The sequence below is a fragment of the Mycolicibacterium smegmatis genome (assembly GCF_001457595.1).
Lineage (GTDB): Bacteria > Actinomycetota > Actinomycetes > Mycobacteriales > Mycobacteriaceae > Mycobacterium > Mycobacterium smegmatis.
The window spans coordinates 5,116,753-5,142,167 of the sequence record NZ_LN831039.1 but is presented as its reverse complement, the minus strand read 5'-3'; the positions used below and the strand labels follow the sequence as shown (position 1 = coordinate 5,142,167).

General features: G+C 68.4%; 24 protein-coding genes. 15 read left to right on the top strand and 9 right to left on the bottom strand.

The annotated features are described in order from the left end of the window. Positions 1-57 precede the first annotated feature (57 nt). From AT701_RS24605 to AT701_RS24595, 3 genes are read right to left on the bottom strand one after another with little or no spacing between them, the layout of a single operon-like run. A complete protein-coding gene (locus AT701_RS24605; protein WP_011730265.1) occupies positions 58-546 on the bottom strand; it encodes a DNA-deoxyinosine glycosylase in 489 nt (162 codons plus the stop codon). Next, entirely contained in the window at positions 543-1,250 is a 708-nt protein-coding gene (locus AT701_RS24600) for a polysaccharide deacetylase family protein (protein WP_011730264.1), read from the bottom strand. The genes AT701_RS24605 and AT701_RS24600 overlap by 4 nt, the downstream gene beginning before the upstream one ends. Positions 1,251-1,288: 38 nt before the next feature. Further along, a complete protein-coding gene (locus tag AT701_RS24595; RefSeq protein WP_003896427.1) occupies positions 1,289-3,130 on the bottom strand; it encodes a flavin-containing monooxygenase in 1,842 nt (613 codons plus the stop codon). 110 nt (positions 3,131-3,240) lie between these two features. Between AT701_RS24595 and AT701_RS24590 the strand changes: the two genes are divergently transcribed. The 8 genes from AT701_RS24590 to AT701_RS24555 all read left to right on the top strand — a co-directional run bounded on the left by AT701_RS24590 (position 3,241) and on the right by AT701_RS24555 (position 11,531). Then, positions 3,241-4,287, top strand: coding sequence for a 2,3-butanediol dehydrogenase (locus AT701_RS24590; protein ID WP_003896426.1), 1,047 nt, complete (start codon positions 3,241-3,243; stop codon positions 4,285-4,287). A gap of 31 nt (positions 4,288-4,318) precedes the next feature. Continuing rightward, positions 4,319-5,098, top strand: a complete 780-nt coding sequence (locus AT701_RS24585) for an acetoin reductase (protein WP_003896425.1) — start codon at positions 4,319-4,321, stop codon at positions 5,096-5,098. 44 nt (positions 5,099-5,142) lie between these two features. After that, the gene (locus AT701_RS24580; protein WP_014878214.1) at positions 5,143-6,426 is read left to right on the top strand and encodes a GAF domain-containing protein; all 1,284 of its coding nucleotides are present in this window, start codon (positions 5,143-5,145) and stop codon (positions 6,424-6,426) included. Positions 6,427-6,444: 18 nt separating this feature from the next. Beyond that, the gene (locus AT701_RS24575; protein ID WP_413232163.1) at positions 6,445-7,566 is read left to right on the top strand and encodes an adenylate/guanylate cyclase domain-containing protein; all 1,122 of its coding nucleotides are present in this window, start codon (positions 6,445-6,447) and stop codon (positions 7,564-7,566) included. Positions 7,567-7,589: 23 nt separating this feature from the next. Further along, complete coding sequence (locus tag AT701_RS24570; RefSeq protein ID WP_011730262.1) at positions 7,590-8,195, top strand: DUF305 domain-containing protein; 606 nt, start codon at positions 7,590-7,592, stop codon at positions 8,193-8,195. Between the two features lie 50 nt (positions 8,196-8,245). Further along, positions 8,246-8,452: a heavy-metal-associated domain-containing protein gene (locus AT701_RS24565; protein ID WP_011730261.1), complete on the top strand. Its 207-nt coding sequence runs from the start codon at positions 8,246-8,248 to the stop codon at positions 8,450-8,452. Next, positions 8,442-9,278, top strand: coding sequence for a DUF8832 domain-containing protein (locus tag AT701_RS24560; RefSeq protein ID WP_058126779.1), 837 nt, complete (start codon positions 8,442-8,444; stop codon positions 9,276-9,278). Before AT701_RS24565 ends, AT701_RS24560 begins: the two co-directional genes overlap by 11 nt. A gap of 63 nt (positions 9,279-9,341) precedes the next feature. Next, the gene (locus AT701_RS24555) at positions 9,342-11,531 is read left to right on the top strand and encodes a heavy metal translocating P-type ATPase (RefSeq protein WP_174519689.1); all 2,190 of its coding nucleotides are present in this window, start codon (positions 9,342-9,344) and stop codon (positions 11,529-11,531) included. A 3-nt stretch (positions 11,532-11,534) separates the two neighbouring features. On the opposite strand, the gene AT701_RS24550 is transcribed toward AT701_RS24555, so the two are convergent. After that, positions 11,535-12,374 (bottom strand): AIM24 family protein, encoded by an 840-nt coding sequence (locus AT701_RS24550; protein WP_003896418.1) that lies wholly within the window; start codon positions 12,372-12,374, stop codon positions 11,535-11,537. A 68-nt stretch (positions 12,375-12,442) separates the two neighbouring features. Between AT701_RS24550 and AT701_RS24545 the strand changes: the two genes are divergently transcribed. Then, positions 12,443-12,640 carry a hypothetical protein gene (locus tag AT701_RS24545; RefSeq protein WP_011730258.1) on the top strand — a complete coding sequence of 66 codons (198 nt, stop codon included), beginning with the start codon at positions 12,443-12,445 and terminating at the stop codon, positions 12,638-12,640. 67 nt (positions 12,641-12,707) lie between these two features. After that, positions 12,708-13,229, top strand: coding sequence for an ATP-binding transcription factor AbmR (gene abmR / locus AT701_RS24540; RefSeq protein ID WP_011730256.1), 522 nt, complete (start codon positions 12,708-12,710; stop codon positions 13,227-13,229). A 6-nt stretch (positions 13,230-13,235) separates the two neighbouring features. Here abmR and AT701_RS24535 read toward each other — a convergent pair whose 3' ends face one another. Then, positions 13,236-15,113 (bottom strand): ABC transporter ATP-binding protein, encoded by a 1,878-nt coding sequence (locus AT701_RS24535; protein ID WP_081319726.1) that lies wholly within the window; start codon positions 15,111-15,113, stop codon positions 13,236-13,238. Positions 15,114-15,124: 11 nt separating this feature from the next. Continuing rightward, positions 15,125-16,861, bottom strand: coding sequence for an ABC transporter ATP-binding protein (locus AT701_RS24530; protein WP_011730254.1), 1,737 nt, complete (start codon positions 16,859-16,861; stop codon positions 15,125-15,127). Positions 16,862-16,987: 126 nt separating this feature from the next. Here AT701_RS24530 and AT701_RS24525 point away from each other — a divergent pair, with 126 nt between their 5' ends. Continuing rightward, positions 16,988-17,578 carry a DUF3558 domain-containing protein gene (locus AT701_RS24525; protein ID WP_036453620.1) on the top strand — a complete coding sequence of 197 codons (591 nt, stop codon included), beginning with the start codon at positions 16,988-16,990 and terminating at the stop codon, positions 17,576-17,578. Further along, a complete protein-coding gene (locus tag AT701_RS24520; RefSeq protein ID WP_058126777.1) occupies positions 17,575-18,135 on the top strand; it encodes a DUF3558 domain-containing protein in 561 nt (186 codons plus the stop codon). The genes AT701_RS24525 and AT701_RS24520 overlap by 4 nt, the downstream gene beginning before the upstream one ends. On the opposite strand, the gene AT701_RS24515 is transcribed toward AT701_RS24520, so the two are convergent. Further along, complete coding sequence (locus AT701_RS24515) at positions 18,132-18,632, bottom strand: SixA phosphatase family protein (RefSeq protein WP_080628167.1); 501 nt, start codon at positions 18,630-18,632, stop codon at positions 18,132-18,134. The two genes, AT701_RS24520 and AT701_RS24515, sit on opposite strands and share 4 nt — an antisense overlap. A gap of 114 nt (positions 18,633-18,746) precedes the next feature. Between AT701_RS24515 and AT701_RS24510 the strand changes: the two genes are divergently transcribed. Further along, positions 18,747-19,901, top strand: a complete 1,155-nt coding sequence (locus tag AT701_RS24510; RefSeq protein WP_058126776.1) for a metallophosphoesterase family protein — start codon at positions 18,747-18,749, stop codon at positions 19,899-19,901. Further along, positions 19,898-22,531: an AAA family ATPase gene (locus AT701_RS24505; RefSeq protein WP_058126775.1), complete on the top strand. Its 2,634-nt coding sequence runs from the start codon at positions 19,898-19,900 to the stop codon at positions 22,529-22,531. Before AT701_RS24510 ends, AT701_RS24505 begins: the two co-directional genes overlap by 4 nt. Here AT701_RS24505 and AT701_RS24500 read toward each other — a convergent pair. Then, a complete protein-coding gene (locus AT701_RS24500; RefSeq protein WP_058126774.1) occupies positions 22,528-23,205 on the bottom strand; it encodes an O-methyltransferase in 678 nt (225 codons plus the stop codon). The two genes, AT701_RS24505 and AT701_RS24500, sit on opposite strands and share 4 nt — an antisense overlap. A 77-nt stretch (positions 23,206-23,282) precedes the next feature. Between AT701_RS24500 and AT701_RS24495 the strand changes: the two genes are divergently transcribed. Continuing rightward, a complete protein-coding gene (locus AT701_RS24495) occupies positions 23,283-24,188 on the top strand; it encodes a LysR family transcriptional regulator (RefSeq protein WP_058126773.1) in 906 nt (301 codons plus the stop codon). On the opposite strand, the gene AT701_RS24490 is transcribed toward AT701_RS24495, so the two are convergent. Then, positions 24,179-25,399 (bottom strand): acyl-CoA dehydrogenase family protein, encoded by a 1,221-nt coding sequence (locus tag AT701_RS24490; RefSeq protein WP_058126772.1) that lies wholly within the window; start codon positions 25,397-25,399, stop codon positions 24,179-24,181. The genes AT701_RS24495 and AT701_RS24490 overlap by 10 nt on opposite strands. Positions 25,400-25,415: the final 16 nt, after the last annotated feature.

Here is a 25,415-nt window from a genome sequence, read left to right as displayed (position 1 = left end):
ACCGACAAGTGAGAATGTCCTGATGGGACTGTTCCGGAGCTCGGATGAGGATTTGCCTCACCTCTCCAGCTCCACGCGCCAAGCCGAGAGCTTGTCCTCGAAGCGCATGGTCTGTGCCGGGCTGGTCGATGGCATCCGCACATAAGGCAGGGGCACCTCACCGACGAGACGGCGATAATTCGCCTCAGCCGCAGCACCGTTGAACACCACACGCTCAAGCGAGGGATGCGCAGCGAAGAACCCGGCAAAGTCATTGGGCACCATGCTGTCGCGCTCCACCGCCGAATCCAGGCTCCCGACGCGCCGGCACGAGCGCAGTACATCCCACACCGCAATGCCGTGCGACGTCACCGCCGAAACCCGCTCGGAGTAGGCAGCATCCGGAGCGAACCCGTAGAGAGAACCCATGATGCGCCAGAACGCATTGCGCGGATTGCCGTAGTACTCGCTCGAGGCCAGTGACATCACGCTGGGCATGTTGCCGAGGATGAGGACACGAGGAGCCTCGCCGACGATGGGCGGCAGACCGTGCAGCACGCTGCTCACGACATCCCGATCAGTTGCGACACCGTGACGAAACGGTATCCGGCTGACTGCAATTCGGAGATGATCCGCGGCAGCGCCGCGCGCGTCGGCCCGCGACTGCCGTACATGGCATGTAGCAGGATGATCGAACCCGGGCGCACCTGGTCGACGGTCTGCGCGACGATCTCGTCGGCCGTGGGTTCGGTCGCCGAGTCGGGTTCCACATCCCACGTCACCGAGATCCGGTCATGCTCCGCAAGGTAGCGGGGGAGCGACCAGAGCTTCTTGCCGTACGGCGGCCGGAAAGTGATGGGCCCGGTGTAGCCCGTCGCGCGGATCGCGGCATCGGTGCGTTCCAGCTCGGAAGCAACGGTTTTCGATGACATGAGCACCATGCGCCGGTGCGAGAAGCTGTGATTGCCGATCTCGTGTCCGGCCGCCGCGATGGCCGCACCCAGATCGGGTGCGGCTTCGAGTTCGCGCCCGGTCAGGTAGAACGTCGCGGGCACCCGCGCGGCGGCCAGCGTGCGCAACACCACACGTGTCGCGTCGGTGGGCCCGTCGTCGAGCGTCAACGCGACGACCTTCTCGGGCGTCGAAACGCGATGAACCAACGCGCCGGCCACCTGGAACGTCCGCGAATTCGACAGCCAGTAACCACCCGCGAGAACAACCACCACACACAAGACGAGCGCCAGGCACACCGTCAGCACGCGTCGTCGCATGCGTCTTGTATACCTGGCGCCCGTGTGCCGGAAAAACGTCAGCTCAGGTGGTGCACCTCCTGCAGGCCGTACACGGGAGTGTCCATGCCCTCGTAGCGGGCCTTGAGCTGCAACGCCAAATACAGTGAGTAGTGGCGTGATTGGTGCAGGTTACCGCCGTGGAACCACAGGTTCTCCTGCTGGGTGGGCTTCCACATGTTGCGCTGCTCGCCCTCCCACGGACCCGGATCCTTGGTGGTCCCGGAGCCCAGGCCCCACACCTTGCCGACCTTGTCCGCGACGTCCTGCCCGATCAGGTCGGCGGCCCAGCCGTTCATGGAACCGAACCCGGTGGCGTAGACCACGACGTCGGCAGGCAGTTCGGTGCCGTCGGCCAGGATCACCGAATCCTCGGTGAGACGCTCGACCTGGCCGTGCGCCAGCTTGATGGTCCCGTCGGCGATCAGATCCGAAGCGCCGACGTCGATGTAGTAGCCCGAGCCGCGGCGCAGGTACTTCATGAACAGACCCGAATCGTCGTCGCCGAAGTCCAGTTCGAAGCCGGCGGCCTCCAGGCGAGCGTAGAACTCCTTGTCGCGCTCGCGGATCGCGTCGTAGATCGGCTTCTGGAAGTCGGCCATGATGCGGTACGGCAGCGAGGCGAACGTGAGATCGGCCTTCTCCGTGGTCATCCCGGCCGCGACGGCACGTTCGGAGTACAGATCGCCGAGGCCGAGATCCATGAGCGAATCGGACTTGACGATGTGTGTCGAGGACCGCTGCACCATCGTGACGTCGACGTCGTTCTCCACCAGCGCCTTGCAGATGTCGTGCGCGGAGTTGTTGGAACCGATCACCACGGCACGCTTGCCCACGTAGCGGTCGGGGCCGGGATGCTGGCTCGAATGATGCTGGTCGCCACGGAAGATGTCCTGGCCCGGCAGCGTGGGGATGTTCGGCTTACCCGACATGCCGGTCGCGAGCACCAGCTGCGTCGGGCGCAGCGTCACCTTCTCGCCGTTGCGATCCACCTCGACGGTCCAACGCTTTTCGTTCTCGTCGAACGACGCCGAGAGGCACGTCGTGGAGCTCCAGTACGGCACCTCCATGACCTTGGTGTAGAACTCCAGCCAGTCGCCGATCTTGTCCTTGGGCGCGAACACCGGCCAGTTGGGCGGGAACGGCAGATATGGCAGGTGGTCGTACCACACCGGATCGTGCAGGCACAGTGACTTGTAGCGCTTGCGCCACTGGTCGCCGGGACGTTCGTGCTTGTCGACGACGATCGCGGGCACACCGAGCTGACGCAGCCGCGCACCGAGGGCGATGCCGCCCTGGCCGCCGCCGATGACGACGATGTACGGCTGCTCGCTGTAGCCCAGCGTCAGCTGCTCGTCGAGGCGCTTCTCGGCCCAGGACCGGCGGTCGGGGTCGGAGCCGTGCACGGCGCCCAGCACCCGCTTGGGGCCTTTCGGCTCCTCGTGGCCCTTGAGCTCCTGCAGCGTGGTCAGCAGCGTCCAGGCGCGGTCGCCGGTGTCGTCGCTGCGCAGCCGCAAGTGTCCGTTGCCGCGGCCGGTCGCGGTCTCGAACTCGATGAACGCCGACGTGATGACGGTGTTGCCGTCGACGTCCTCGGTGGGCGGTTCTGTGGTCTTGAAACCCGATGGGTCGGTGTCGGCGAGTCGCGCGGAGAGCATGTCCGCGATGCCCTCGTGCCCCTCGACGGTCTTGATGTTCCAGGTGAAGGCAACCAGATCGCGCCAGAAGCTGTCGACGGCGAACTTCGAGACGACGCGCTCGATGTCCCGGGCGGCCAGGGCCGACTCGAAGTCGGCCAGCCAGGCGTCGACGCGTTCCTGCGGTGACAGGGTTGCCAGTGGTGCGGCGGTGGTCTGTGTCATGTGTCCCAGACCACACCGAGTGAAACGGTGTGACAAGAGTTGCACGGGGTTGCAGTGCAACGGTCTGCAACCCTGTCGCATGTGTCGTGGGTCACTCTTAACTGAGGCGCATGAAAGCTGCCGTCTATCACGGACCCAACAAACTGGAGATCGCTGACCTCCCCGAACCGCAACCGGGACCGGGCACGGTCAAGGTGAAGGTCGGGTTCAACGGAATTTGTGGCACTGACCTGCATGAATACTATGCGGGCCCGATCTTCGTGCCCACCGAACCGCATCCGCTGACCGGACAGGTCATGCCGCTGACCATGGGGCACGAGTTCGCAGGCACCATCACCGATGTCGGTGCGGGTGTCACCGGGTTCGCCCCGGGCGACCGCGTGGCGATCGAACCGATCTACCGGTGCGGCCACTGCGCGCCGTGCCGCGCAGGCAACTACAACGTGTGCCAACAGATCGGTTTCCACGGCCTGATGTGCGACGGCGGCATGGCCGAATACACCGTCGTGCCGGTCGACATGCTGCACAAACTGCCTGACAACGTGTCGCTGCAACTCGGCGCGCTGGTGGAACCCATGTCGGTGGCGTACCACGCGGCGACCCTGGGCGACGTGGGTGCGGGCGACACCGCGGTGGTCTTCGGTGCCGGCCCCATCGGCATCGGGTTGTGGTTCGCCTTGCGGGGCAAGGGACTCGAGTCGGTGTACGTCGCCGAACCGTCACCGACGCGGCGCGCCGCGATCGAGGCGCTCGGTGCGCAGACACTGGATCCGACGCAGGTCGACGTGCCCGCGTTCATCGCCGACGTGACCGGTGGGCGTGGGGCCGATGCGGCCTTCGACGCGGCCGGGGTGGCGCCGGCGATCGAGGCCGCCACCGCGAGTGTCGGTTCGCGACGGCCGACCATCAGTGTCGCGATCTACGAGAAGCCGTTGACCACACCGCTGCTGAACCTCGTGATGAACGAGTCCCGTATCCAGGGCTCGCTGTGTTACACGTCGGCCGACTTCGAGGCGGTGATCGCCCTGATGGCCGACGGCGTGTACGACACCACGGGGTGGGTCACCACGATCGGCATCGACGACGTGATCGACGAGGGATTCGAGGCACTGCACGCGGGCCGCAAGATGAAGGTCCTCATCGACCCGGCCATCTGACGGGACAACCAAAAGCAAAGGAGCACAACGTATGTCATTGCAAGGAAAGGTCGCGCTGGTCACCGGCGCGGGCCGCGGGATCGGCCGGGGTATCGCACTGCGACTGGCGCAGGACGGCGCCGACATCGCGCTGGTCGACGTCACGGCCGACGGCATCGACGCGGTGGCCGACGAGGTCGCCGCGATCGGTTCGAAGGCCACGACGTTCGTCGCCGACGTGAGCGACCGTGACGCGGTGTTCGCGGCTGTGGAACACGCGCAGTCCGCACTCGGCGGGTTCGACATCATGGTCAACAACGCGGGCGTCGCACTGGTGGGCCCGGTCGCCGAGGTGACGCCCGACGACGCGGCACGCGTGTGGGGCGTCAACGTCAACGGCGTGCTGTGGGGCATCCAGGCCGCTGCGGCCAAGTTCGTCGAGCTCGGCGTGCCGGGGCGGATCATCAACGCATCGTCGATCGCAGGTCACGACGGGTTCGCCATGCTCGGCGTGTACAGCGCCAGCAAGTTCGCGGTGCGGGCGCTCACGCAGGCCGCGGCAAAGGAGTACGCCTCGTCGGGAATCACCGTCAACGCCTACTGCCCGGGTGTGGTCGGCACGGACATGTGGGTCGAGATCGATCAGCGGTTCGCCGACCTGACCGGCGCCGAGGTGGGTGCGACGTTCGATCAGTTCGTCGGAGGCATCGCCCTGGGCCGCGCCGAGACGCCCGAGGACGTCGCGGCCTTCGTGTCCTACCTCGCCGGACCCGACGCGGCTTACATGACTGGTCAGGCGCCGATCATCGACGGCGGACTGGTCTATCGGTAGGTCGATTGGCCTCAGGCTTGTGACATGGCGCACAATCGTTGGTGATGCCCGGTCCCTCGACGCCTGAGCCCGCGGTCGCCCCCGGCGACGACCCGCGGCGTTACGCGATGCTCCTGGCGGAGGTCTATGACGCCACGATGTCGGGCGTGCGGGGGCCCGCACGGCCGCGGCAACTCATCGAAGATTCGTGGAAACGATTGCTGGGCAAAGGAATTCATCCCGAGCAGCACATCCCGCCGGATGTGGACACCAGCGGGCTGGACATGCTGCGCCAATCGTCGGGTCTGATGGCCGTTCTCGACGACGTGTCACGCGGTCTGGAAACGGTGATCGACGACGGCGAGAACATCCTGGTGCTCGCCGATGCGCGGGGCCGGGTGCTGTGGCGGTCCGGTTCGCCGCGCGTGCTCAAACTCGCCGACCGGCTCGGGTTCATCGAGGGTGCATCGTGGGCCGAGAGCTCGGTGGGCACCAACGGCATCGGCACGGCCCTGGTGTCGCACCGTGCGGTGCAAGTGTTCTCGGCCGAGCATTTCCTGCGTAGCCACCATTCGTGGACGTGCGCGGGCGCACCCATCCGTGACCCGCGTACGGGTCATGTGATCGGCATCGTCGACGTGTCCGGGCCTGCCGACACCGTGCACCCGACCACGGTCGCGCTCGTCGACCTCGTGGCGCGGCTGGCCGAGTCCAAACTTCGCGAGGCGCACGACCGCACCCTCAACCGGTTGCGTGCGGTGTCGGCGCCGATCCTGTCCCGCATCGGCCGCCCGGCCCTCGCGGTCGACGCGGAAGGGTGGGTGGCCGCGGTCGACTCGCTTCCGCTGCACAACCGGATCCTGCTGCCGGAACGGGGTTTACCGGGCCGCGCGTGGATCCCGTCGCTGGGCATGTGCGATGTGGAGGCGCTGCCCGACGGCTGGCTCGTGCGGGTCTCCGACGACACCGAGGCCAGCCCGGCGCCGACCCGCGTCACGCTCGATCTGCGCGACGGCAACGATCCGTCACTGGAGATGACGGGGCAGTTCGGCAGCTGGCGGCGCAGCATATCGATTCGTCACGCCGAGATCCTGCTGGTGCTCGCAACCGCACGGCAGGGGCGTTCGGCACCGGAACTCGCCGGTGACCTGTACGGCGACCGGACGCGCGTGGTCACGGTGCGTGCCGAGATGTCGCGCCTGCGTAAACAGTTCGTCGGCATGATCGAGGGCAGGCCCTACCGCTTCGGCGACGCGGTGGCCGTCGACGTCCGCTATCCGCGTGACATGTCGACCCTGCTGGGCCCGTCGACCGCGCCCGCGGTCAGGGCGGTCCGGGACACCGCCTGACCGGTATACGTTGATGTGGTGTCGCAACAGGTGCAGCCGGACATCCAGCCACTCCTGGAAGGGCTGGACGGCGCAGCGCGGTCGCAGCGTGAGGAACTGATCAACTGGCTGCTCAGCCGTGGGATCTCGGTCGACCAGATCGGTCAGGCGATCACCCCGATGTTGCTGGCGTCACGCCGCGTCGCGGGTGACGACGGGACGTACGTCTCGGCGCGCGAGATCAGCGAGCAGACCGGCTTGGACCTCGACCTGCTGCAGCGGCTGCAACGCGCGATGGGGCTGCCCGCGGTGGAGGACCCCGACGCCGCGGTGCTGCTGCGCGCCGACGCCGAGGCCGTGACGTTCTCGCAGCAGTTCATCGACCTGGGCATCGACGCCGATCAGGTCGTGCTGATCACGCGCGTGCTCGCCGAGGGGCTCAGCCGTGCCGCCGAGGTGATGCGGGCCGCGGCGCTCGCCGCGGTGCTGGAGCCCGGAGCCAGCGAACTTGAGACCGCCAAAGCGGCCGAGGGCCTGGTGGCCGAGGCCGCCCCGCTGCTGGGCCCGATGATCCAGGACATGCTGTTCGTGCAGCTTCGACACGCCATGGAGACCGAGGCCGTCGACGCCTCCGAACGGGCCGAGGGTGTTCCGTTGCCGGGTGCGCGGCTGGTCACGGTGGCCTTCGCCGATATCGTCGGGTTCACCCGCCTCGGCGAGGTGGTGCCGCCGGAACAGCTTGAGCAGCTGGCGAATTCACTGGCCGAGGCCACCCGCGACGTGGTCCGGCCGCCGGTGCGGCTGATCAAGACGATCGGCGACGCCGTCATGCTGGTCAGCCCCGAACCGGCCGCACTGCTCGACGCCGTGCTGAACCTGGTGGCCGCCACCGAGGCCGATCCGGAGTTTCCGGGGCTGCGTGTCGGGCTGGCCACCGGCATGGCCGTGAGCCGCGCGGGTGACTGGTTCGGCAGCCCGGTGAACCTGGCCAGCCGGGTCACGGGTGTGGCCCGGCCGGGCACGGTGCTGGTCGCGGAGTCGACGCGGCAGGCGATCGCCGCCGACGACGACAGGTTCAGGTGGTCGTTCGCCGGCGCGCGGCGTCTCAAGGGCATCAAAGGTGACGTGAAAATGTTTCGGGCCCGGATGCGGGATCAGTGAAAGGGAATGGCAGCGACATGCGTATGAAGAAGGTGCTGGCGGGTGGGATCTCGGTGTTCGCCCTGAGCTTCGTGGTGGCAGGCTGCGGCAGCGATACCACGGCCGAGCAGGCCCAGACGACCTCGGCGGCCGCGGCCCCTTCCACCACGCAGCAGGGGCGGCCCCACAACGATGCCGACGTGATGTTCGCGCAGCACATGATCCCGCACCACCAGCAGGCCGTGGAGATGAGCGACATCATCCTGGGTAAACCCGACATCGACCCCCGTGTCACCGACCTGGCCGATCAGATCCAGGCCGCGCAGGGCCCGGAGATCGACCAGATGCAGTCCTGGCTCAAGCAGTGGGGCAACCCGCCCATGGGTGATCACGAAGGCATGGGTGACCACGGCGGCATGGCGGGCATGGTGTCGGACGCCGACATGACGGCACTGCGCGACGCGCAGGGTGTCGACGCGGCCAAGCTGTTCCTCACGCACATGATCGCCCACCACGAGGGCGCGATCGACATGGCGCAGGAAGAGGTCAACGAGGGCCGGTTCGAGGATGCGGTGCAGATGGCCCGCACGATCGTGATCACGCAGGAGCAGGAGATCAAGGACATGCGGCAGGTCCTCGACTCGCTCTGAGAAGCGGGAAACATTTCATGCTCATACCCTAGGGGGGTATAGTATGTGGCATGACAACCCAGACCGTCACAGTCACTGGCATGACCTGCGGACACTGCGTCACCTCGGTGCGCGAAGAGGTCGGCAGCATCCCCGGCGTCACCACGGTTGACGTCGACCTGGCGACCGGTCAGGTGACGATCGGCAGCGACCGTCAGCTCGACGACGAGGCGATCCGCGAGGCTGTCGCGGAAGCGGGCTACGCCGTTGCGAGCTGACGCCAAGATCGCCGCATTCGGCGCCGGACTCGTCGCGGTGTTCGCCGCGGCGTTCGGCGTCGGATCGGTGTGGGCGGACGAACCGGACGCACCGGCCGCCGGCTACTCCCTTGAGTTGGCCGACGAGTCGGTGGCGCCCGGCACGCAGGTGCCGCTGCGGTTCCGCATCGTCGACGCATCGGGCGCCGCGGTCACCGAGTACGACGAAAACCACGAGAAAGACCTGCACCTCATCGTCGTCCGGGACGACCTGACGGGGTATCAGCACCTGCACCCGGCTCTGGACGCCGAGGGCACCTCGAAGGGCACGTGGAGCGTGCCGCTCGACGTGCCCACCGGCGGCAAGCACCGTGTGTTCGCCGACTTCGTCCCGGCCGGCGCCTCCGGCGTGGTGGCCGAGGCGGATCTGCGGGTAACCGGTTCCGATGAGCCGCAACCGCTGCCCGCCCCGTCGAACACCGCGACCGTCGACGGATACACCGTGACCCTGACGGGATCGCCCGTCGCGCAGAGCGCATCGGAGCTGACGCTGTCGGTGAGCCGTGACGGCAAGCCGGCGGACCTGCAGCCCTACCTGGGCGCCTATGGGCACCTGGTCGCCCTGCGTGCGTCGGACCTGCACTACCTGCACGTGCACCCGATCGGGGACAGCCCGGGCGACGTCGCGTTCCACACCGAGTTCCCCAGCGCGGGCGACTACCGCCTGTACTTCGACTTCAAGCACGACGACGTGGTGCGCACGGCCGAGTTCACGGTCGCGGTGCCCGAAGGTACGGGCCATCAAGACGGCCACCAAGACGGTCACCAAGACGGCCACAGCCACTAGAAGCCACTGAGAGGAAGAGCCGTGACCACTGCCACCGGGCATGTCGAGTTGCAGATCGGTGGGATGACGTGTGCCTCGTGCGCCGCACGCATCGAACGCAAACTCAACAAGCTCGACGGGGTCACGGCCTCGGTGAACTACGCGACCGAGAAGGCCAGCGTCGAGGTGGCCGGCGAGGTCTCGCCCGAGACGCTGATCGAGGTCGTCGAGACCGCGGGCTACACCGCGCACCTGCCCGCGCCGCCGCAGCCGGAAACCGGTGGCACAGAACAGGATCCAGAGGACCGGGCCACCGATGCGCTGCGCACCCGTCTGCTGGTGTCGGCCGTGCTCACGGTGCCGGTGATCGCGATGGCGATGGTGCCCGCGTTGCAGTTCACCAACTGGCAGTGGCTGTCGCTGACGCTGGCCGCGCCGGTCGTGGTGTGGGGTGCGTTGCCGTTCCACCGCGCGGCGTGGCTCAACCTGCGTCACGGCACCGCGACCATGGACACCCTGATCTCGATGGGCACGCTGGCCGCGTTCGGCTGGTCGTTGTACGCGCTGTTCTGGGGCACCGCCGGTGTCCCCGGGATGACGCATCCGTTCTCACTCGTGGGTTCGCGCACCGACGGTGCGGGCAACATCTACCTCGAGGTCGCCGCCGGGGTCACGACGTTCATCCTGGCCGGACGCTACTTCGAGGCCAAGTCGAAACGACGCGCCTCGGCCGCCCTGCGCGCACTGATGGAACTCGGCGCCAAGGACGTCGCGATACTGAGGAACGGTGCCGAACAACGCATCCCGATCGACCAGCTGGGGGTCGGCGACGAGTTCGTGGTGCGGCCGGGGGAGAAGATCGCCACCGACGGTGTGGTGGTCGACGGGTCCTCGGCGGTCGACGCATCGATGCTCACGGGTGAATCGGTGCCCGTCGAGGTCGGGCCGGGCGATCAGGTGGTCGGGGCCACGGTCAACGTCGGCGGACGACTGGTGGTGCGCGCCAACCGGATCGGGTCCGACACGCAGCTCGCGCAGATGGCCCGCCTCGTCGAGGACGCGCAGAGCGGCAAGGCGCAGGCGCAACGCCTGGCCGACCGGGTGTCGGCGGTGTTCGTGCCGATCGTCATCGCGCTCGCGGTGGCCACCCTCGGATTCTGGCTCGGCACAGGCGGATCGGTGGCGGCGGCGTTCACCGCCGCGGTCGCCGTGCTGATCATCGCGTGCCCGTGTGCGCTGGGGCTGGCCACCCCCACGGCCCTGCTGGTCGGTACGGGCCGCGGCGCGCAGCTCGGCATCCTCATCAAGGGGCCCGAGGTGCTCGAATCCACGCGGCGCGTCGACACCATCGTGCTCGACAAGACCGGCACCATCACCACCGGATCGATGACGCTGCTCGACGTCGTGGTCGCCGACGGCGAGGACCGCGACGACGTGCTGCGTGTGGCCGCGGCCGTCGAGGACGCCTCGGAGCATCCGATCGCGCGTGCCATCGCCGCGGGTGCGAGGGAGCGGACGGGTGAACTGCCCGCCGTCGAGGGTTTCGCCAACATCGAGGGCCTGGGCGTCCAGGGCACCGTCGAGGGCCGCGCCGTCGTCGTCGGCAGGCCCCGCTTGTTCGGGGACCCCGAGAAATCCCTGCCGCGCAAGCTCGCCGACGCGATGGAGGCCGCGCAGGCGCAGGGACGCACCGCGGTCGTCGTGGGCTGGGACGGCACCGCGCGCGGTGTGCTCGTGGTCGCCGACGCGGTCAAGGCCACGTCGGCCGAGGCGATCGGACAGCTGAGGAAACTCGGTCTGCAGCCCATCATGCTGACCGGTGACAACGGCGCGGCGGCACGCGCCATCGCCGATCAGGTGGGCATCGACGACGTCTACGCCGAGGTGCTGCCGCAGGACAAGGCCGACGTGATCAAACGACTGCAGGCCGAGGGCAGGGTGGTCGCGATGGTCGGCGACGGTGTCAACGACGCCGCGGCGCTCGCGCAGGCCGATCTGGGGCTGTCGATGGGCACGGGTACCGACGTCGCGATCGAGGCAGGCGACCTGACCCTGGTGCGTGGCGACCTGCGTACGGCCGCCGATGCGATCCGCTTGTCCCGCAGGACATTGGCGACCATCAAGGGCAACCTGTTCTGGGCGTTCGCCTACAACGTGGCGGCACTTCCGCTCGCTGCCGCGGGCCTGCTGAACCCGATGCTCGCGGGTGCGGCCATGGCGTTCTCGTCGGTGTTCGTGGTCAGCAACAGCTTGCGGCTGAAGCGTTTTCGCTGACCGTCACTGCACCGGGTAGGTGACGCCCTCGGACGGCTGGACTATCACGAAGCCGTTGCCGTGGAACGCCACCTGCATGGCCTCACCGGAGCCGCGGCCGATCAGCGCACCGGCCTTGAAGCTCATCTTGAGCTGGGTCTGCAGGTTGGCCGACCACGCCACGACGGCATTGGTGTCGGCGAACGTCGGCGCCTCGGACGCGTCGAGCACCACCGGCGGACCGTCGGTGGTGAGCGCGACCCAGCCGGTACCGCGCAGCATGGTGTTGAACAGGCCGCCTGCGACCATGCTGCCGCCGCGGACGCGTTCGATGTTCCAGTCGAGGCTCGACGAGAACGCCAGCACGTTCTTGCCGCTGACCGAAAGTGCTGTGTTGGTCAGTTGCAGCAGGTGCACGTCGAACGAGCGGTCGGCGAGGAACACGTCACCCTGGCCCTGGCACCGCATGAGCGGCAGCCCTTCACCCGTCAGCGCCTTCTTGATGAACTTCGACGCGCCGCCACCTTCGAACGCGAAGTCGACGTTGCCCTGGTAGGCCACCATCGAACCCTGCCGCGCCATGAAAGGCTCGCCGAGGCGCACGCGCAGCATCTTGCGGTTCTGGTTGGCGATCGCGGTCGCCTCCTTCTCGCTGAACCGCCCGTCGACCAGTTCGCCGCTGATACCGGCGAACCCGTCACCCTGGGGCTGAGGCTGGGCCTGTGCGGGCCCCGGACCCGGCGGGGGCCCGAGCGGCGCGCGGTGCAACTGACCCTGGTGGGACACCTGGTCGGTCCACGACTGCCCGTCCCACCACCGGTATTCGTAGCGGCCTTCCGGATCGGGCAACCACTGACCGTTCATGGTTTTGCTCCTCGGCTCGGGGTACAGGACCGACCACGAGAGTAGGTCACCGGTGGCATCCTGGTGACATGGCAAAGGAAATCGACCGCACGCGCGCACGGGGCGCGGTGGCGGTCATCAGGCAGCATCCGGGCATGGTGCTGTTCGCCCTGTCGCCGGTGCTCGTGGCGCTGGGTGTCGTGTGGTGGGTGTTCGGTGCCGGCTGGGCGGCTCTGCTGCTCGTGGCCCTGGTCCTCGTGGGTGGTGCCGCGCTGCTCATGCGCTGATCCGGCGAGTGGTTCGCCCTGGGTGAACACTGCCCTACCAGCGATGTAACGGTGTAATCATGTAATCATGAGGCATCAACACCACCGCCGCGACGCGAGCGAAGCAGCAGAGTGGTTCGCCGGGCGCCTGCCCGATGGGTGGTTCACCGGCGATCCCACCGTCATCGTCGACCGCGAGGAGATCACGGTCATCGGAACCCTTCCCGACGTCGAAGGGGAGAGCGAGGCCAGAGCATCCGGCCGCGCGGCCAAGTTCCGCGAGGAGACCCGCGGCGAGCGCATGCGCATCGCCGACGAGGCCCAGGACCGGTTCGGCCGCAAGGTCTCCTGGGGTGTGGAGGTCCGGTCGGGCGACAAAACCGAGCGAATCATGTTCACCCACATCGCCGTGCCTGTCATGACGCGGCTCAAACAACCCGAACGCCAGGTGCTCGACACCCTGGTCGACGCGGGCGTGGCCCGGTCACGTTCGGACGCGCTGGCCTGGTCGGTGCGCCTGGTCGGTCAGCACGCCGACGAGTGGCTGGCCAAGCTGCGTGAGGCCATGAAGACCGTCGACGACCTGCGCGCCGAAGGTCCCGGCGTCTAGGGGAGCTCAGACCCGGGTCATCTCCCAGTACCTGCCGTGGCGCGCGAGCAGTTCCTCGTGTGTGCCGCGCTCGATGATCCGCCCGGAATCCATCACGAGGATCAGATCCGCGTCACGGATCGTCGAGAGCCGGTGCGCGATGATGAAACTCGTGCGGTCGCGGCGCAGTTCGGCCATGGCATGCGCGATCAGCAGTTCGGTGCGCGTGTCCACCGAACTCGTGGCCTCGTCGAGCACCAGCAGTTTCGGCCGGGCCAGCACCGCGCGCGCGATCGTGATCAACTGCTTCTCGCCTGCGCTGATCGCGCCGCCGTCGTCGTCGACGCGGGTGTCGTAACCATTGGGCAGGGTGTGCACGAACCGGTCGACGTACGCCGCGGTGGCCGCCTCGATCACCTCGTCCTCGTCGGCGTCGGGCCTGCCGTAGGCGATGTTGTCGTAGATCGTGCCCGCAAACAGCCACGTGTCCTGCAGGACCATGCCGATCGACGCGCGCAGCGATTCGCGGCTCACCGAGGCGATGTCGACGCCGTCGATCGTGATGCGGCCGGAATCCACGTCGTAGAACCGCATCAACAGATTCACCAGCGTGGTCTTGCCCGCGCCGGTCGGCCCCACGATCGCGACCGTGTTGCCCGGTTCGGCCACGAGCGACAGATCCTCGATCACCGGGGTGCCCGGCACATAGGAGAAGCTCACGTGCTCGAATTCCACGCGGCCCGTGCGCACGTCGGCGCGACGAGGTGAGTCGGCGGATTCCTCCTCGGTGTCGAGCAGGTCGAAAACCCGCTCGGCGCTGGCGATCCCGGACTGCAGCGTGTTGTACATGCCCGCGACCTGCGTGAGCGGCTGGTTGAACTGCCGCACGTACTGGATGAACGCCTGGATGCTGCCGAGCGTGATCTGCCCGGTGGCCACCTGCAGGCCGCCGACGACCGCGACGGCCACGTAGCTGAGGTTGCCGATGAACATCGTCGCGGGCGACACGAGACCCGAGAAGAACTGCGCGCCGAAACTCGACTGCTGCGTCTCGGAGTTCAGTTCCGCGAACTTGCCTGCCGCGGCCTCGCGGTGCCCGAACGTCTTGACGATCGTGAAACCGCTGTAGGTCTCTTCGAGGTGCGCGGCCAGGCGTCCGGTGTTGCGCCACTGCGCGACGAACAGCGGTTGCGAACGACGCGTGATCCACCGCGTCACCCACAGCGACGCGGGCACCGTGACCACGGTGAACAGGGTGAGCAGCGGTGAGATGGTCAGCATCATGACCAGCACCGCGAACACCGTCAGCACCGAGGTGAGCAACTGGCTGATGGTCATCGCCACCGAGTTCTGGATGTTGTCGACGTCGTTGGTGACGCGGCTGAGCACCTCGCCGCGCTGGCGGGAGTCGAAGTAGGACAACGGCAACCGGTGGATCTTCTCCTGCACCTCGGCGCGCAGTGCCACCATGGTGCGCTGCACCGTGACGTTGAGCAGCCGCGCCTGCACCCAGACCAGCAGCGCGGCAACGAGATACAGGCCCAGTGCGAGCGCCAGCGTGCGGCCCACGGCGCCGAAGTCCACGCCTTGACCGGGCACGATGTCCATGCCCGACAGCAGATCCGCGAACGTCCCGTCGCCGCGGGCGCGCGCGGCCTCGACGGCCTGCTCCTTGGTGAGCCCCGCGGGCAGTTCACGCCCGATCACACCGTTGAACAGCAGATCGGTGGCGTGGCCCAGGATCCGCGGACCGATCACGCCGATCGCGATGCCACCGACGCCCAGCAGGATCACCGCGAGTGTCAGCGCACGTTGCGGCAGCAGACGTCTCGCGAGCCGGATCGCCGAACCCTTGAAGTCGCGGGTGCGCTCGAGCGGGGCCTGCGGCAGCGCGCCGCGGCGCATCAGCGGCCCGCTCACCGTGGTTCTCCGGCGGTGAGCGCCTGGGATTCGGCGAACTCGGCGTAGATGGGGCAGTCCGCCAGCAGCGTGTCGTGGGTGCCGATGCCGACGACGCGGCCGTCGTCGATCACGACCACCTGATCGGCCTCGATGACGGTCGATATGCGCTGCGACACGATCACGACCGTCGCGTCGGCGGCCACCTCGCGCAGCGCGTCGCGCACGCGGGCGTCGGTGTGCACGTCGAGCGCCGAGAACGCGTCGTCGAACAGGTAGATCGCCGGACGGCGGATCACCGCACGCGCGATCGCGAGACGCTGCCGCTGCCCACCCGAGAAGTTGATGCCGCCCTGCGCCACCGGCATGTCCAGGCCCTGCGGGTGTGCGCGCACGAAGTCCGCGGCGGCCGCGACGCGCAGTGCTTCCCACATCTCGTCGTCGGTCGCGTCGGCCCTGCCGTAGCGCAGGTTCTCGGCGACGGTGCCCGAGAACAGGTATCCGCGCTGCGGCACCAGGCCGATCGCCGACCACAGTTGCTCGATGTCCAGGTCGCGCACGTCGACACCGTCGATGCGCAGCGATCCCGAGGTGACGTCGTAGAGCCGGCAGATCAGCGAGATCAGCGTCGACTTGCCCGAACCGGTCGAACCGACCACCGCGGTCGTGGTGCCGCGCGGCACGGTGAACGACACGTCCTGCAGTACGGGCCGGTCGGCGCCCGGATAGCAGAACGTGGCGTCGTGCACGCCGATGTCACCGGCGATGGCCGCGGGCCGAACGGGATCGGCCGGGTTGGTGATCGCGGTCTGCGTCGAGAGCACCTCGCCGATGCGGTCGGCGCACACGGCCGCACGCGGGAAGATCACCAGCATGAACGTGGCCATCAGCACGGCCATGAGGATCTGCATGAAGTAGGCCAGGAACGCGATGAGCGATCCCACCTGCATCTGGCCCGCGTCGATGCGCAGGCCGCCGAACCAGATCAGCGCGACGCTGGAGACGTTGATCACCAGCGTGGTCACCGGGAGCATTAGCGCCTGCCAGCGGCCGGCCTCCAGCGCGGAGTCCGACAGCGTCTGGTTGGCCTCGGCGAAGCGCACGCGTTCCAGCGGTTCACGCGCGAACGCCCGGATCACCCGGATGCCCGACAACTGGTCACGCAGCACGCGGTTGATGCCGTCGATGAGCGACTGCATGCGGGTGAACACCGGCATGAGGTGGCGGATGATCCAGTAGTTCGCCAGGCCCAGCACCGGCACACTCACCAGCAGCAGCCACGACAGCCCGGCGTCCTGGTGCAGCGCCATGAAGATGCCGCCGATCGACATGATGGGCGCGGTGATCAGCATGGTCACGGTCAACTGCACCAACTGCTGGATGTGCCCGACGTCGTTGGTGGTGCGGGTCAGCAGCGACGCCGCGCCGAAGCGCCCGGCCTCCTCGGCCGAAAACGTGGTGACATGCGTGAAGACCGCGGCCCGCAGGTCGTGGCCGAAGCCCGTCGCCGCGCGGGCCCCGAAGAACACCGCACCGACCGCGCACACCACCTGCAGTGCGGTGACCCCGAGCATCACCGCGCCGAGTTCGACGATGCGGGCCGTGTCGCCCTTGGCGACGCCGTCGTCGATGATCGCGGCGTTCACCGTCGGCAGGTACAGCGACGCCATGTTGCTGATGACCTGCAACACGGCGACGACGGCCAAAAGCCACCGGTACGGCCGCACGTACTGTCGCAGCAGCGCCCAGAGCATCCCGCTACTCTCGCACACGATCCTGAGTTCACCGCGCACCCTCGGTACGTCACAGGCGATTGCTGTGACGTGGAAAGTGCTGGTCAATCGGCCTGTCGGTGGTTGGTGCCCACGGCTGCCGCTACAGTGCATGGCGTGACAGTCCGTACGGCCGCTTCGCCGAAAGCCCGCAGCGCCAGAACGTTGGCGGTTCTGGCGGCCGCAATGGTTCCGGTGTTCGCCGCGTGCTCCACCGACGAACCCGCATCCCCCGAGGTACCGCAGAGCGAATCGCCGAGCGCAGGCGCACCCACGCACGGCCCGTTCTTCCCGCAGTGCGGCGGCATCAGCGACCAGACCGTGTCCGAGCTGACGCAGGTGCCCGGACTGGTCAACACTGCCACCAACTCGTCGGGCTGCCAGTGGCTCCAAGGTGGCAGCATCCTGGGCCCGCACTTCTCGTTCACGTGGTTCCGGGGCAGCCCGATCGGCCGTGAGCGCAAGACCGAGGAACTGTCCCGCGCCAGCGTCGAGGACATCAACATCGAGGGGCACGGCGGTTTCATCGCGGTCGGCGAGGATCCGCTGAAGCCCGGTGACGTCACGCTGTGCGAGATCGGCATCCAGTTCGACGACGACTTCATCGAATGGTCGGTCAGCTACAGCCAGAAGCCTTTCCCGGATCCGTGTGAGGTGGCCAAGGAGCTCACCCGCCAGTCGATTGTGAATTCCAAATGAGTCGCCCAACCACGCTGCGCAGAAGTGTCGCTGCGCTCGCCACCGGCCTGGCGGTGCTCGCCGGGTTGACCGGCTGCAGCCGCACGATCGAGGGAACCGCCGCCAAGGAGGGCTCCGGCGGCGGGCCGAGCAACAACAACTCCGAGCGGCAGTACCCCAACCTGCTCAAGGAGTGCGAGGTGCTCACCGAGGACATCCTGGCCGAGACGGTCGGTGCCGATCCGCTCGACATCCAGAGCACGTTCGTGGGCGCGGTGTGCCGGTGGCAGGCCGCGAATCCCGCGGGCCTGGTGGACATCACCCGCTTCTGGTACGAGCAGGGCAGCCTGGACAACGAGCGTCAGGTCGCCCAGCAGCTGCAGTACGCCATCGAGTCGCGCCGCATCGCGGGCGTCGATTCGATCGTCATGAAACCCAACGGCCTCAACGGCGCGTGCGGAGTGGCCAGCGACGCCGCGGGCGTGGTCGGCTGGTGGGTCAACCCGCAGGCGCCGGGTCTCGACGCGTGCGGCATGGCCATCAAGCTCATGGAGCTCACGCTCGCGACCAACAGCTAGCGGGGTACGTGGAAGGTCACGAGTTGCGCGCCGCCCAGCGCCAATTCGTCCCACGGCCCGTCGAACCGCAGCACCGCGATCGCCGACGTGGGGAACTTCTGCGAGATCTCCTCGGCCACCGCGACGTTCGAACCGTCGTCGAGGCCGAGCGCGACCGACGACATCGCGGGCTCGTGCCCGACCACCAGCACCGTGTCGGGTTGCGTGCCGAAGCGTGACACCACGTCGTTGATCTCGCCGATCACCGTTCCCGGCACCGCGTCGTAGATCTTCTCGACGTATTCGGTGGGCGCGTCGATTCCCGTGCGCGCCAGTGTCTGGCGCGTCCTGGTGGCCGTCGAGCACAGCACCGCGTCGATTCCCGGTGCGTTGGCACGGATCCAGTCGCCGGCCAGCGCCGCCTCCCGGACACCGCGTGGTGCGAGGGGACGCTCATGGTCGACGACACCGTCGGGATAGTCCGACTTGGCGTGACGCATCAGCAGCAGGGTTGCCATGGGGATCACGATGCCATGCCGACGCAGGTCCCGGTACTTGTCGGTCCCCGGCCATACACTCGCCTTGCCTGATCGAGAAGCCCGATCGACAAGCAAGGAGAGGGGACGGGGCCGATGCGTTTTCTGCACACCGCCGACTGGCAGCTCGGGATGACCCGTCACTTCCTCAACGGTGAGGCGCAGCCACGGTATTCGGCCTCGCGCCGTGAGGCCGTCGCGCGCCTCGGCGAGATCGCGAAGCGCACGGGTGCCGAGTTCGTGGTGGTGTCCGGTGACGTGTTCGAGCACAACCAACTCGCGCCGCGCGATGTCAGCCAGTCGCTTGAGGCCATGCGCGCCATCGGCGTACCGGTGTACCTGCTGCCCGGCAACCACGATCCGCTCGACGCGTCGTCGGTGTACACCAGCGCGTTGTTCGTCGCCGAACGCCCCGACAACGTCGTCGTGCTCGACCGCGCGGGTGTGCACGAGGTCCGCCCGGGCGTGCAGATCGTCGCGGCGCCGTGGCGGTCCAAGGCGCCCACCTCCGACCTCATCGGCGACGTGCTGGCCGATCTGCCCGCCGACGGCGTCACGCGCGTGCTGGTGGGGCATGGGGGCGTGGACATCCTCGATCCCGACAAGAACAAGCCGTCGCTGATCCGCATGGCCGCCGTCGAGGACGCGCTGGCGCGCGGCGCGGTGCACTACGTGGCGTTGGGGGACAAGCACTCCCGCACCGAGGTCGGCAGCAGCGGGCGGGTGTGGTACTCGGGCTCGCCCGAGGTCACCAACTACGACGACATCGAATCCGATCCCGGTCACGTCCTGGTGGTCGACATCGACGAGAACGACGCGCGCCGTGCGGTGCGCGTGGAGTCCGAGAAGGTGGGGCGCTGGCGGTTCGTGACGCTGCGCCGTTCGGTCGACACCGACCGCGACATCGCCGACCTGGACCTCAACCTGGACCTGCTGGACGACAAGGAACGCACCGTGGTGCGCCTGGCCCTGACGGGCTCACTGACCGTGACCGACAAGGCCAAGCTCGACGAGTGCCTGGACCGCTACGCCCGGCTTTTCGCCGCGCTCACCACGTGGGAGCGGCACACCGACATCGCGGTCATCCCGGCCGACGGGGAGTTCGACGACCTGGGGATCGGCGGATTCGCCGCCGCCGCAGTCGACGAGCTCGTGGCCACGGCACGCTCGGAGGCCGCCGAGGCCGAGGATGCGCGTGCCGCGCTGGGGTTGTTGCTGCGTCTGGTCGACCGCGACAAGGGGGCCGCGTGAAACTGCATCGTCTCGTCCTGACCAACTACCGCGGGATCACCCACCGCGAGATCGAGTTTCCCGATCACGGTGTGGTGGTGGTCAGCGGCGCCAACGAGATCGGCAAGTCGTCGATGATCGAGGCGCTGGACCTGCTGATCGAGGCCAAGGACCGGTCGTCGAAGAAGGAGGTCAAGCAGGTCAAGCCCACGCACGCCGATGTGGGCGCCGAGGTGTCCGCCGAGATCTCCACGGGCCCATATCGTTTCCTGTACCGCAAGCGGTTCCACAAGCGCGCCGAGACGCAGCTGACCATCCTGTCGCCGGTGCGTGAGCAGCTCAGCGGTGACGAGGCACACGAGCGCGTGCTCGCGATGCTCGCCGAGACCGTCGACACCGATCTGTGGCAGGCGCAGCGTGTGCTGCAGGCCTCCTCCACCGCGCCGGTCGACCTGTCGGGTTCCGACGCGCTCGCACGGGCGCTCGATGTCGCTGCGGGCGAGGCGGTTTCGCTCTCAGGTGACGAGCCGCTGCTCATCGAGCGCATCGAGGGCGAGTATCAGCGGTTCTTCACCGCGACGGGCAGGCCGACGGGGGAGTGGGCCGCGGCGGTCAAACGCCTGCAGGCCGCCGACGCAGAGGTGGCGCGGTGCGCGGCCGCGGTCGCCGAGGTCGACGACGCGGTGCACCGGCACCAGGAGTTGAGCGCCGAGGTGTCGCGGCTCGCAGGTGAGTGCGAGCAGGCCACGCAGCGGCTGACCGCCGCGCGCACCGCGGCCGATGCGGTGGACGCGCTGCGCCAACAGCTCAAAGAGGCCCAGGTGGTCGCCGAGGCCGCCCACGTCACGCACGCGGCGTCGGTCGCCGCGCTCACCGAGCGCCGCCGCATGCGCGCCGAGATCGATGAGCGTGCCGCCACCATCACCGAGTTACAGGCCGCACTGGTCACCGCTGCCGAGGAGGCCGAGACCGCGCGTGAGGTGGTCACTGCCGCCGAGGAAGAGGCCGAGCGCGCCAAGGCCGCGGTCGCCGACCACGAGGCCCGCGTCGATGCGGCACGTGCGGCCGTCGAGCGACTGTCCGACCGCGACGAGGCCGACCGCCTCGACCTGCGCCTGGCCAAGATCGACACCGCGACGCGCGAGCTGCAGGCCGTCACCGGCGAGCTGAAGACCATCACGCTCGACGACACCGCGATGCGTGCCATCGAGAAGGCGGCGCTGGCGGTCGAGCGCGCTGCCGGGCAGGCCGAACTCGCCTCGGCGCGAATCGAACTGGTCGCCCAGAACGGTCTCGACGTTCGCGTGGACGACGACACCGTCGCGCTGCAGGCAGGCGCCGAGTGGTCGGTCAGCACCACCACCCGCACCGAGATCGACGTGCCCGGTGTGCTGAGCGTGCGCGTCGTGCCGGGAACGCCCGCGGCCGAGACCCAGGCCCGCCTCGACGACGCGCAGGCCGTGCTCACCGCGGCGCTGCAGGCCGTGGGCGCCGAGAGCGTGGACGCGGCCCGCGCACTCGATGCGCGCAGGCGCGAACTGCTCGGCAGCCGTGACCGGTTGCGCGCGACGCTCGACGCGCTGGTCGGTGACGACGACATCGCGCGGTTGCGCGACCGCCTCGCCGCGCTGCGTGCCGGCCAAACCGACGACGGCGGACTGTTCGATGTCGAGGGTCCCGCCGACATCGATACTGCCAGAGCCCAACTCGCGGCGGACGTGGCCGCGCACCGCGAAGCGGTCGCACACTGCGAGACCGCACGCAAGGCCGTGGCCGTGGCCGCGGCGCGCGACACCGAGAAGTCGACGCGCCTGAGTGTGCTGCGTGAGAAGCTCGCCGCCGCGCAGACCGAGTTGACCACGTGCAGTGCGCGCCTCGAGGCGCAGCGTGCCGGCACTCCCGACGAGGCGCTGGCGCTCAAGGTGCAGGCCGACGACGAGCAGGCCAAGGCCACCGCGGCGCGCGTGGCGACCCTGTGCGACGAATTGGACCGCAGCGCACCGGATTCGGTGCTCGCCGAACTCGCCGACGCCCAGCGCCACGCCCAGAGTGTGCAAACCCGCCACGACGCTGCCACGGAGGGCCTGCGTGAGGTGTCCGCGCAACTCAAGGTGTACGGCACCGAGGGGCGCAAGGGGCAACTCGACGAGGCCGAGACCGAACGCGAACACGCCAACGCCGAGTACCTGCGGGTGCACCGGCGTGCCCGCGCGGCCGAACTGCTGCGGTCGGTGATGACGCGGCACCGTGACGCCACGCGTCAGCGCTACGTCGACCCGTTCCGCAACGAGGTGCAGCGCCTGGGTCGCCTGGTGTTCGGCGAGGACTTCGAGGTCGACGTCGACAGCAAGCTGCGCATCTCGACGCGCACGGTGTCGGGCCGCACCGTGCCGTACGAGTCGCTGTCGGGCGGTGCCAAAGAACAACTCGCGATCGTCGCGCGTCTGGCCGGGGCCTCTCTGGTGGCCAAGGAGGACACCGTGCCGGTGATCATCGACGATGCGCTGGGCTTCACCGACGCCGACCGGTTGACCAAGATGGGTGCGGTGTTCGATGCGGTGGGTGGTGACGGGCAGGTGATCGTGCTGACCTGCAGCCCGGACCGGTACGCCAGCGTGCACGGCGCCCACCACATCGCCTTGACCGGTTAGCCTTTCGCGCCGTCGGTGAGGCGCACGCACGCCTCGATGCCGTCACCGATCGGCAGTGTCAGCGTCCGGTAGTGCCCGCATGTCGCCAGATGGTCGAGCAGTGCGCCGTGCAGATCGCGGCCGCCGAAGTCGAGGTTGACGTCGTCCACCAGGATCAGCGTGCCCGCACGCAGGTGTGGTTCGAGAACCTCGAGCACTGGCAGCGCCAGGTCCGGCCAGCCGTCGAGGAGCACCAGGTCCACCGGTCGCGGCACCTGTGCCAGGGTGTCCCTCGCGTCGCCGATGCGCAGGTCGATCAGGTCGCCGAGGCCGGCGGCGTCAAAACTGTGTTGTGCCGCAGCGGCTTTGCCGGGTTGCAGTTCGGTCGTGATCACGGTGCCGCCACCGTTGTCGCGCACCGCGCTCGCCAGGTAGATCGTCGATACCCCGAACGACGTGCCGTACTCCACGACGGTGCGTGCGCCGGTGGCGCGGGCGAGCAGGTACAGCAGTTCGCCGCCGGTCTGTGAGACCGACATGTACACGTTCTTGAGCAGTTCGGCCCGCTCGGCCGGAGCTGCGTCGAGGGGGAATTCACCCACTTCGGCGAACGCTGCCGCATCGCCGTCCTGTTCGGCGCGCAGAAGGCCGTGCAGCACAGTGGAAACCGGATCGGAAGTCAGTGTGGTCGTCATGACTTCACGCTATGCTCACAGCCAGTTGCGTTCCAGTGCAAGTTTGGTAATCGATAGTTATTAGGAATGGAATCAGTGTGGACCCTCAGCTGGACCTCAACCTGCTGCTCGCACTCGACGCCCTGCTCGATGAGCGCAGCGTCGGTGGGGCGGCCGAGCGGCTGCACACGTCCGCCCCGGCGATGAGCCGCACCCTCGCGCGGCTGCGGCGGGTGCTGGACGATCCTGTGCTGGTGCGTGCGGGCCGGGAGATGGTGCCGACACCGAGGGCGCTGGCGCTACAGGGCCGTGTGCACGACGTCGTGCAGCAGGCCAGGGCGGTGTTCACGCCGCCGGAGGTGCCGGATCTGCCGAACCTGCGGCGCACCTTCTCGGTTCAGATCGGCGACGGTCTGTTCAGCCACTGTGGGCCCCGTCTGCTGGCGCGTGTCCACGCCGAAGCACCCAACGTCACGCTCAAATTCGTGGGCGAGAGCCACGAGGACACCCACTCGCTGCGCGACGGATCGGTGGACATCGAGATCGGCCAGGTTCGGCGCACCGAGCCGGAGACCATCATCGAACCGCTCGTCGAGGAGAACTGGGTGGGCGTCGCGCGGGCCGGCCACGAACTGACCGGCAAGCGGATCACACTCAAGCGCTTCGCCGATGCCGAGCACGTGGTGTTCTCGCGCCGCGGCCGGCTGCGCGGCCCGGTGGACGACCTGCTGGCCGAACACGGGTTGCGCAGACGCGTCGTGGCGTGTGCGCCCAGCCCGGCCGGTGGTCTGTTCCTGATCCAGAACAGCGATCTGGTCGGCATGCTGCCCGCGGGTATCGGCGCGCAGGCCATCGCCACGTTCGCCCTGCAGACCTTCACGATCCCGCTCGAGCTGCCGCCGCTCGTGATCGGCATGGCGTGGCATCCCCGCTTCGACGCCGACGGAGCGCACCGCTGGCTGCGTGACTGTGTGCGCTCCGCGGTGCGCGAACCTCAGAAGTAGGCGTTGGCCGGAACCGGCGTGCCGTGCAACAGGTTCTGGCCGATCACGCGGGCCTTGTAGGCCACCGGGTTGTGCAGCGTGATGGTGCGGATGTTGCGCCAGTGCCGGTCCAGGCCACGCTGACGACTCGCGGCGCTCGCGCCACCGAGTTCCAGCAGCCGCGTGGCGGCCTCGGGTGCGATGTCGTCGAGATGCACCTTGACCTTGGCGACCTTGAGTTGCGCCTCGGCGGCCAGGTCGGCGTCGGGCACCCCGTCTTTCGCGGAGTCGGTCGCCGCGCCGATCGCCGCGGCCGCGTCCAGCACGGCCGCACGCGCCACGTAGGCCGTGCTGGCGAGTACGCCGAGTTGGCGTTGCAGCAGCGGATCGTCGGTGGGCCGCTCGGCGACCGCGTGGCTGAAGTTCCGCTCGCGTGAACGCAGCAGCGCCACACCGTCGTCGACCACATTGGCCAGGATGCCCGCCACCACCGCGTGGATGAACAACTGCAGCGACGCGTACTGCACGGTGGGCGCCGGGTCGGCGTCGTACGGCGCATCGGTGAGCACCTCGTCGGGTGACACGGCGACGTCGGTCAGCACGGTGGTCCCGGTCCCGGTGCGGCGCTGGCCGAAACCGTCCCAGTCGTCGACCAGGCGCACGCCCTCACGATCGGCCGGGATCACCACGTTGGCCACCGAATCGTGGTCGGTGGTCGCGGTCACGGTCAGGTAGTCGGCGAACAGGGTGCCGGTGCTGTAGAACTTCTCGCCGGAAAGACGCAGCGCGCCCGGGTTGGCCGGGTCGGGCAGCAGGCGCGTGTTGAACACCAGGCTGCCGACGGCCAGCGATCCCTTCTCGCTGAACGCGTTGCCGAAGATCTTGCCGTCGGCGATCTCGCGCAGCCAGCGCTGCGACACCGGATCCGAGGAGGTGCGCAATCGCTCCTCGGTGAACCAGAAGTGGGTCCGGAAGATGTGGGCGACAATGGGATCCGCCTGTGCCACGTCGATGACCGCGGAGAACAGTTGCGGCACGGTGAATCCCGCACCGCCCAGTGACTCCGGCAGCCGCAGTGTGCCGAAGCCGGCGCGTTTGAGCGCATTGACCTCGTCGAAGGGGTTCTCGTCACCCAGGTCTCGGTCCTTGGCGCCCGCGGCGATCTTGGCCAGCAGCGCCGACCACTGCGGGCTGCCCGGGATGATGCGTTTGGCGTTCTCGACGGTCGTCATGCCTTCGTTGTATCGG

Excerpts from the sequence above, each read along its gene's own strand:
- AT701_RS24600 (WP_011730264.1), bottom strand. The coding sequence starts at position 1,250 with ATGCGACGACGCGTGCTGACGGTGTGCCTGGCGCTCGTCTTGTGTGTG.
- AT701_RS24595 (WP_003896427.1), bottom strand. The coding sequence starts at position 3,130 with ATGACACAGACCACCGCCGCACCACTGGCAACCCTGTCACCGCAGGAA.
- AT701_RS24590 (WP_003896426.1), top strand. The coding sequence starts at position 3,241 with ATGAAAGCTGCCGTCTATCACGGACCCAACAAACTGGAGATCGCTGAC.
- AT701_RS24585 (WP_003896425.1), top strand. The coding sequence starts at position 4,319 with ATGTCATTGCAAGGAAAGGTCGCGCTGGTCACCGGCGCGGGCCGCGGG.
- AT701_RS24580 (WP_014878214.1), top strand. The coding sequence starts at position 5,143 with ATGCCCGGTCCCTCGACGCCTGAGCCCGCGGTCGCCCCCGGCGACGAC.
- AT701_RS24570 (WP_011730262.1), top strand. The coding sequence starts at position 7,590 with ATGAAGAAGGTGCTGGCGGGTGGGATCTCGGTGTTCGCCCTGAGCTTC.
- AT701_RS24565 (WP_011730261.1), top strand. The coding sequence starts at position 8,246 with ATGACAACCCAGACCGTCACAGTCACTGGCATGACCTGCGGACACTGC.
- AT701_RS24555 (WP_174519689.1), top strand. The coding sequence starts at position 9,342 with ATGACGTGTGCCTCGTGCGCCGCACGCATCGAACGCAAACTCAACAAG.
- AT701_RS24550 (WP_003896418.1), bottom strand. The coding sequence starts at position 12,374 with ATGAACGGTCAGTGGTTGCCCGATCCGGAAGGCCGCTACGAATACCGG.
- AT701_RS24545 (WP_011730258.1), top strand. The coding sequence starts at position 12,443 with ATGGCAAAGGAAATCGACCGCACGCGCGCACGGGGCGCGGTGGCGGTC.
- abmR (WP_011730256.1), top strand. The coding sequence starts at position 12,708 with ATGAGGCATCAACACCACCGCCGCGACGCGAGCGAAGCAGCAGAGTGG.
- AT701_RS24535 (WP_081319726.1), bottom strand. The coding sequence starts at position 15,113 with ATGCGCCGCGGCGCGCTGCCGCAGGCCCCGCTCGAGCGCACCCGCGAC.
- AT701_RS24530 (WP_011730254.1), bottom strand. The coding sequence starts at position 16,861 with ATGCTCTGGGCGCTGCTGCGACAGTACGTGCGGCCGTACCGGTGGCTT.
- AT701_RS24520 (WP_058126777.1), top strand. The coding sequence starts at position 17,575 with ATGAGTCGCCCAACCACGCTGCGCAGAAGTGTCGCTGCGCTCGCCACC.
- AT701_RS24515 (WP_080628167.1), bottom strand. The coding sequence starts at position 18,632 with ATGGCAACCCTGCTGCTGATGCGTCACGCCAAGTCGGACTATCCCGAC.
- AT701_RS24510 (WP_058126776.1), top strand. The coding sequence starts at position 18,747 with ATGCGTTTTCTGCACACCGCCGACTGGCAGCTCGGGATGACCCGTCAC.
- AT701_RS24500 (WP_058126774.1), bottom strand. The coding sequence starts at position 23,205 with ATGACGACCACACTGACTTCCGATCCGGTTTCCACTGTGCTGCACGGC.
- AT701_RS24490 (WP_058126772.1), bottom strand. The coding sequence starts at position 25,399 with ATGACGACCGTCGAGAACGCCAAACGCATCATCCCGGGCAGCCCGCAG.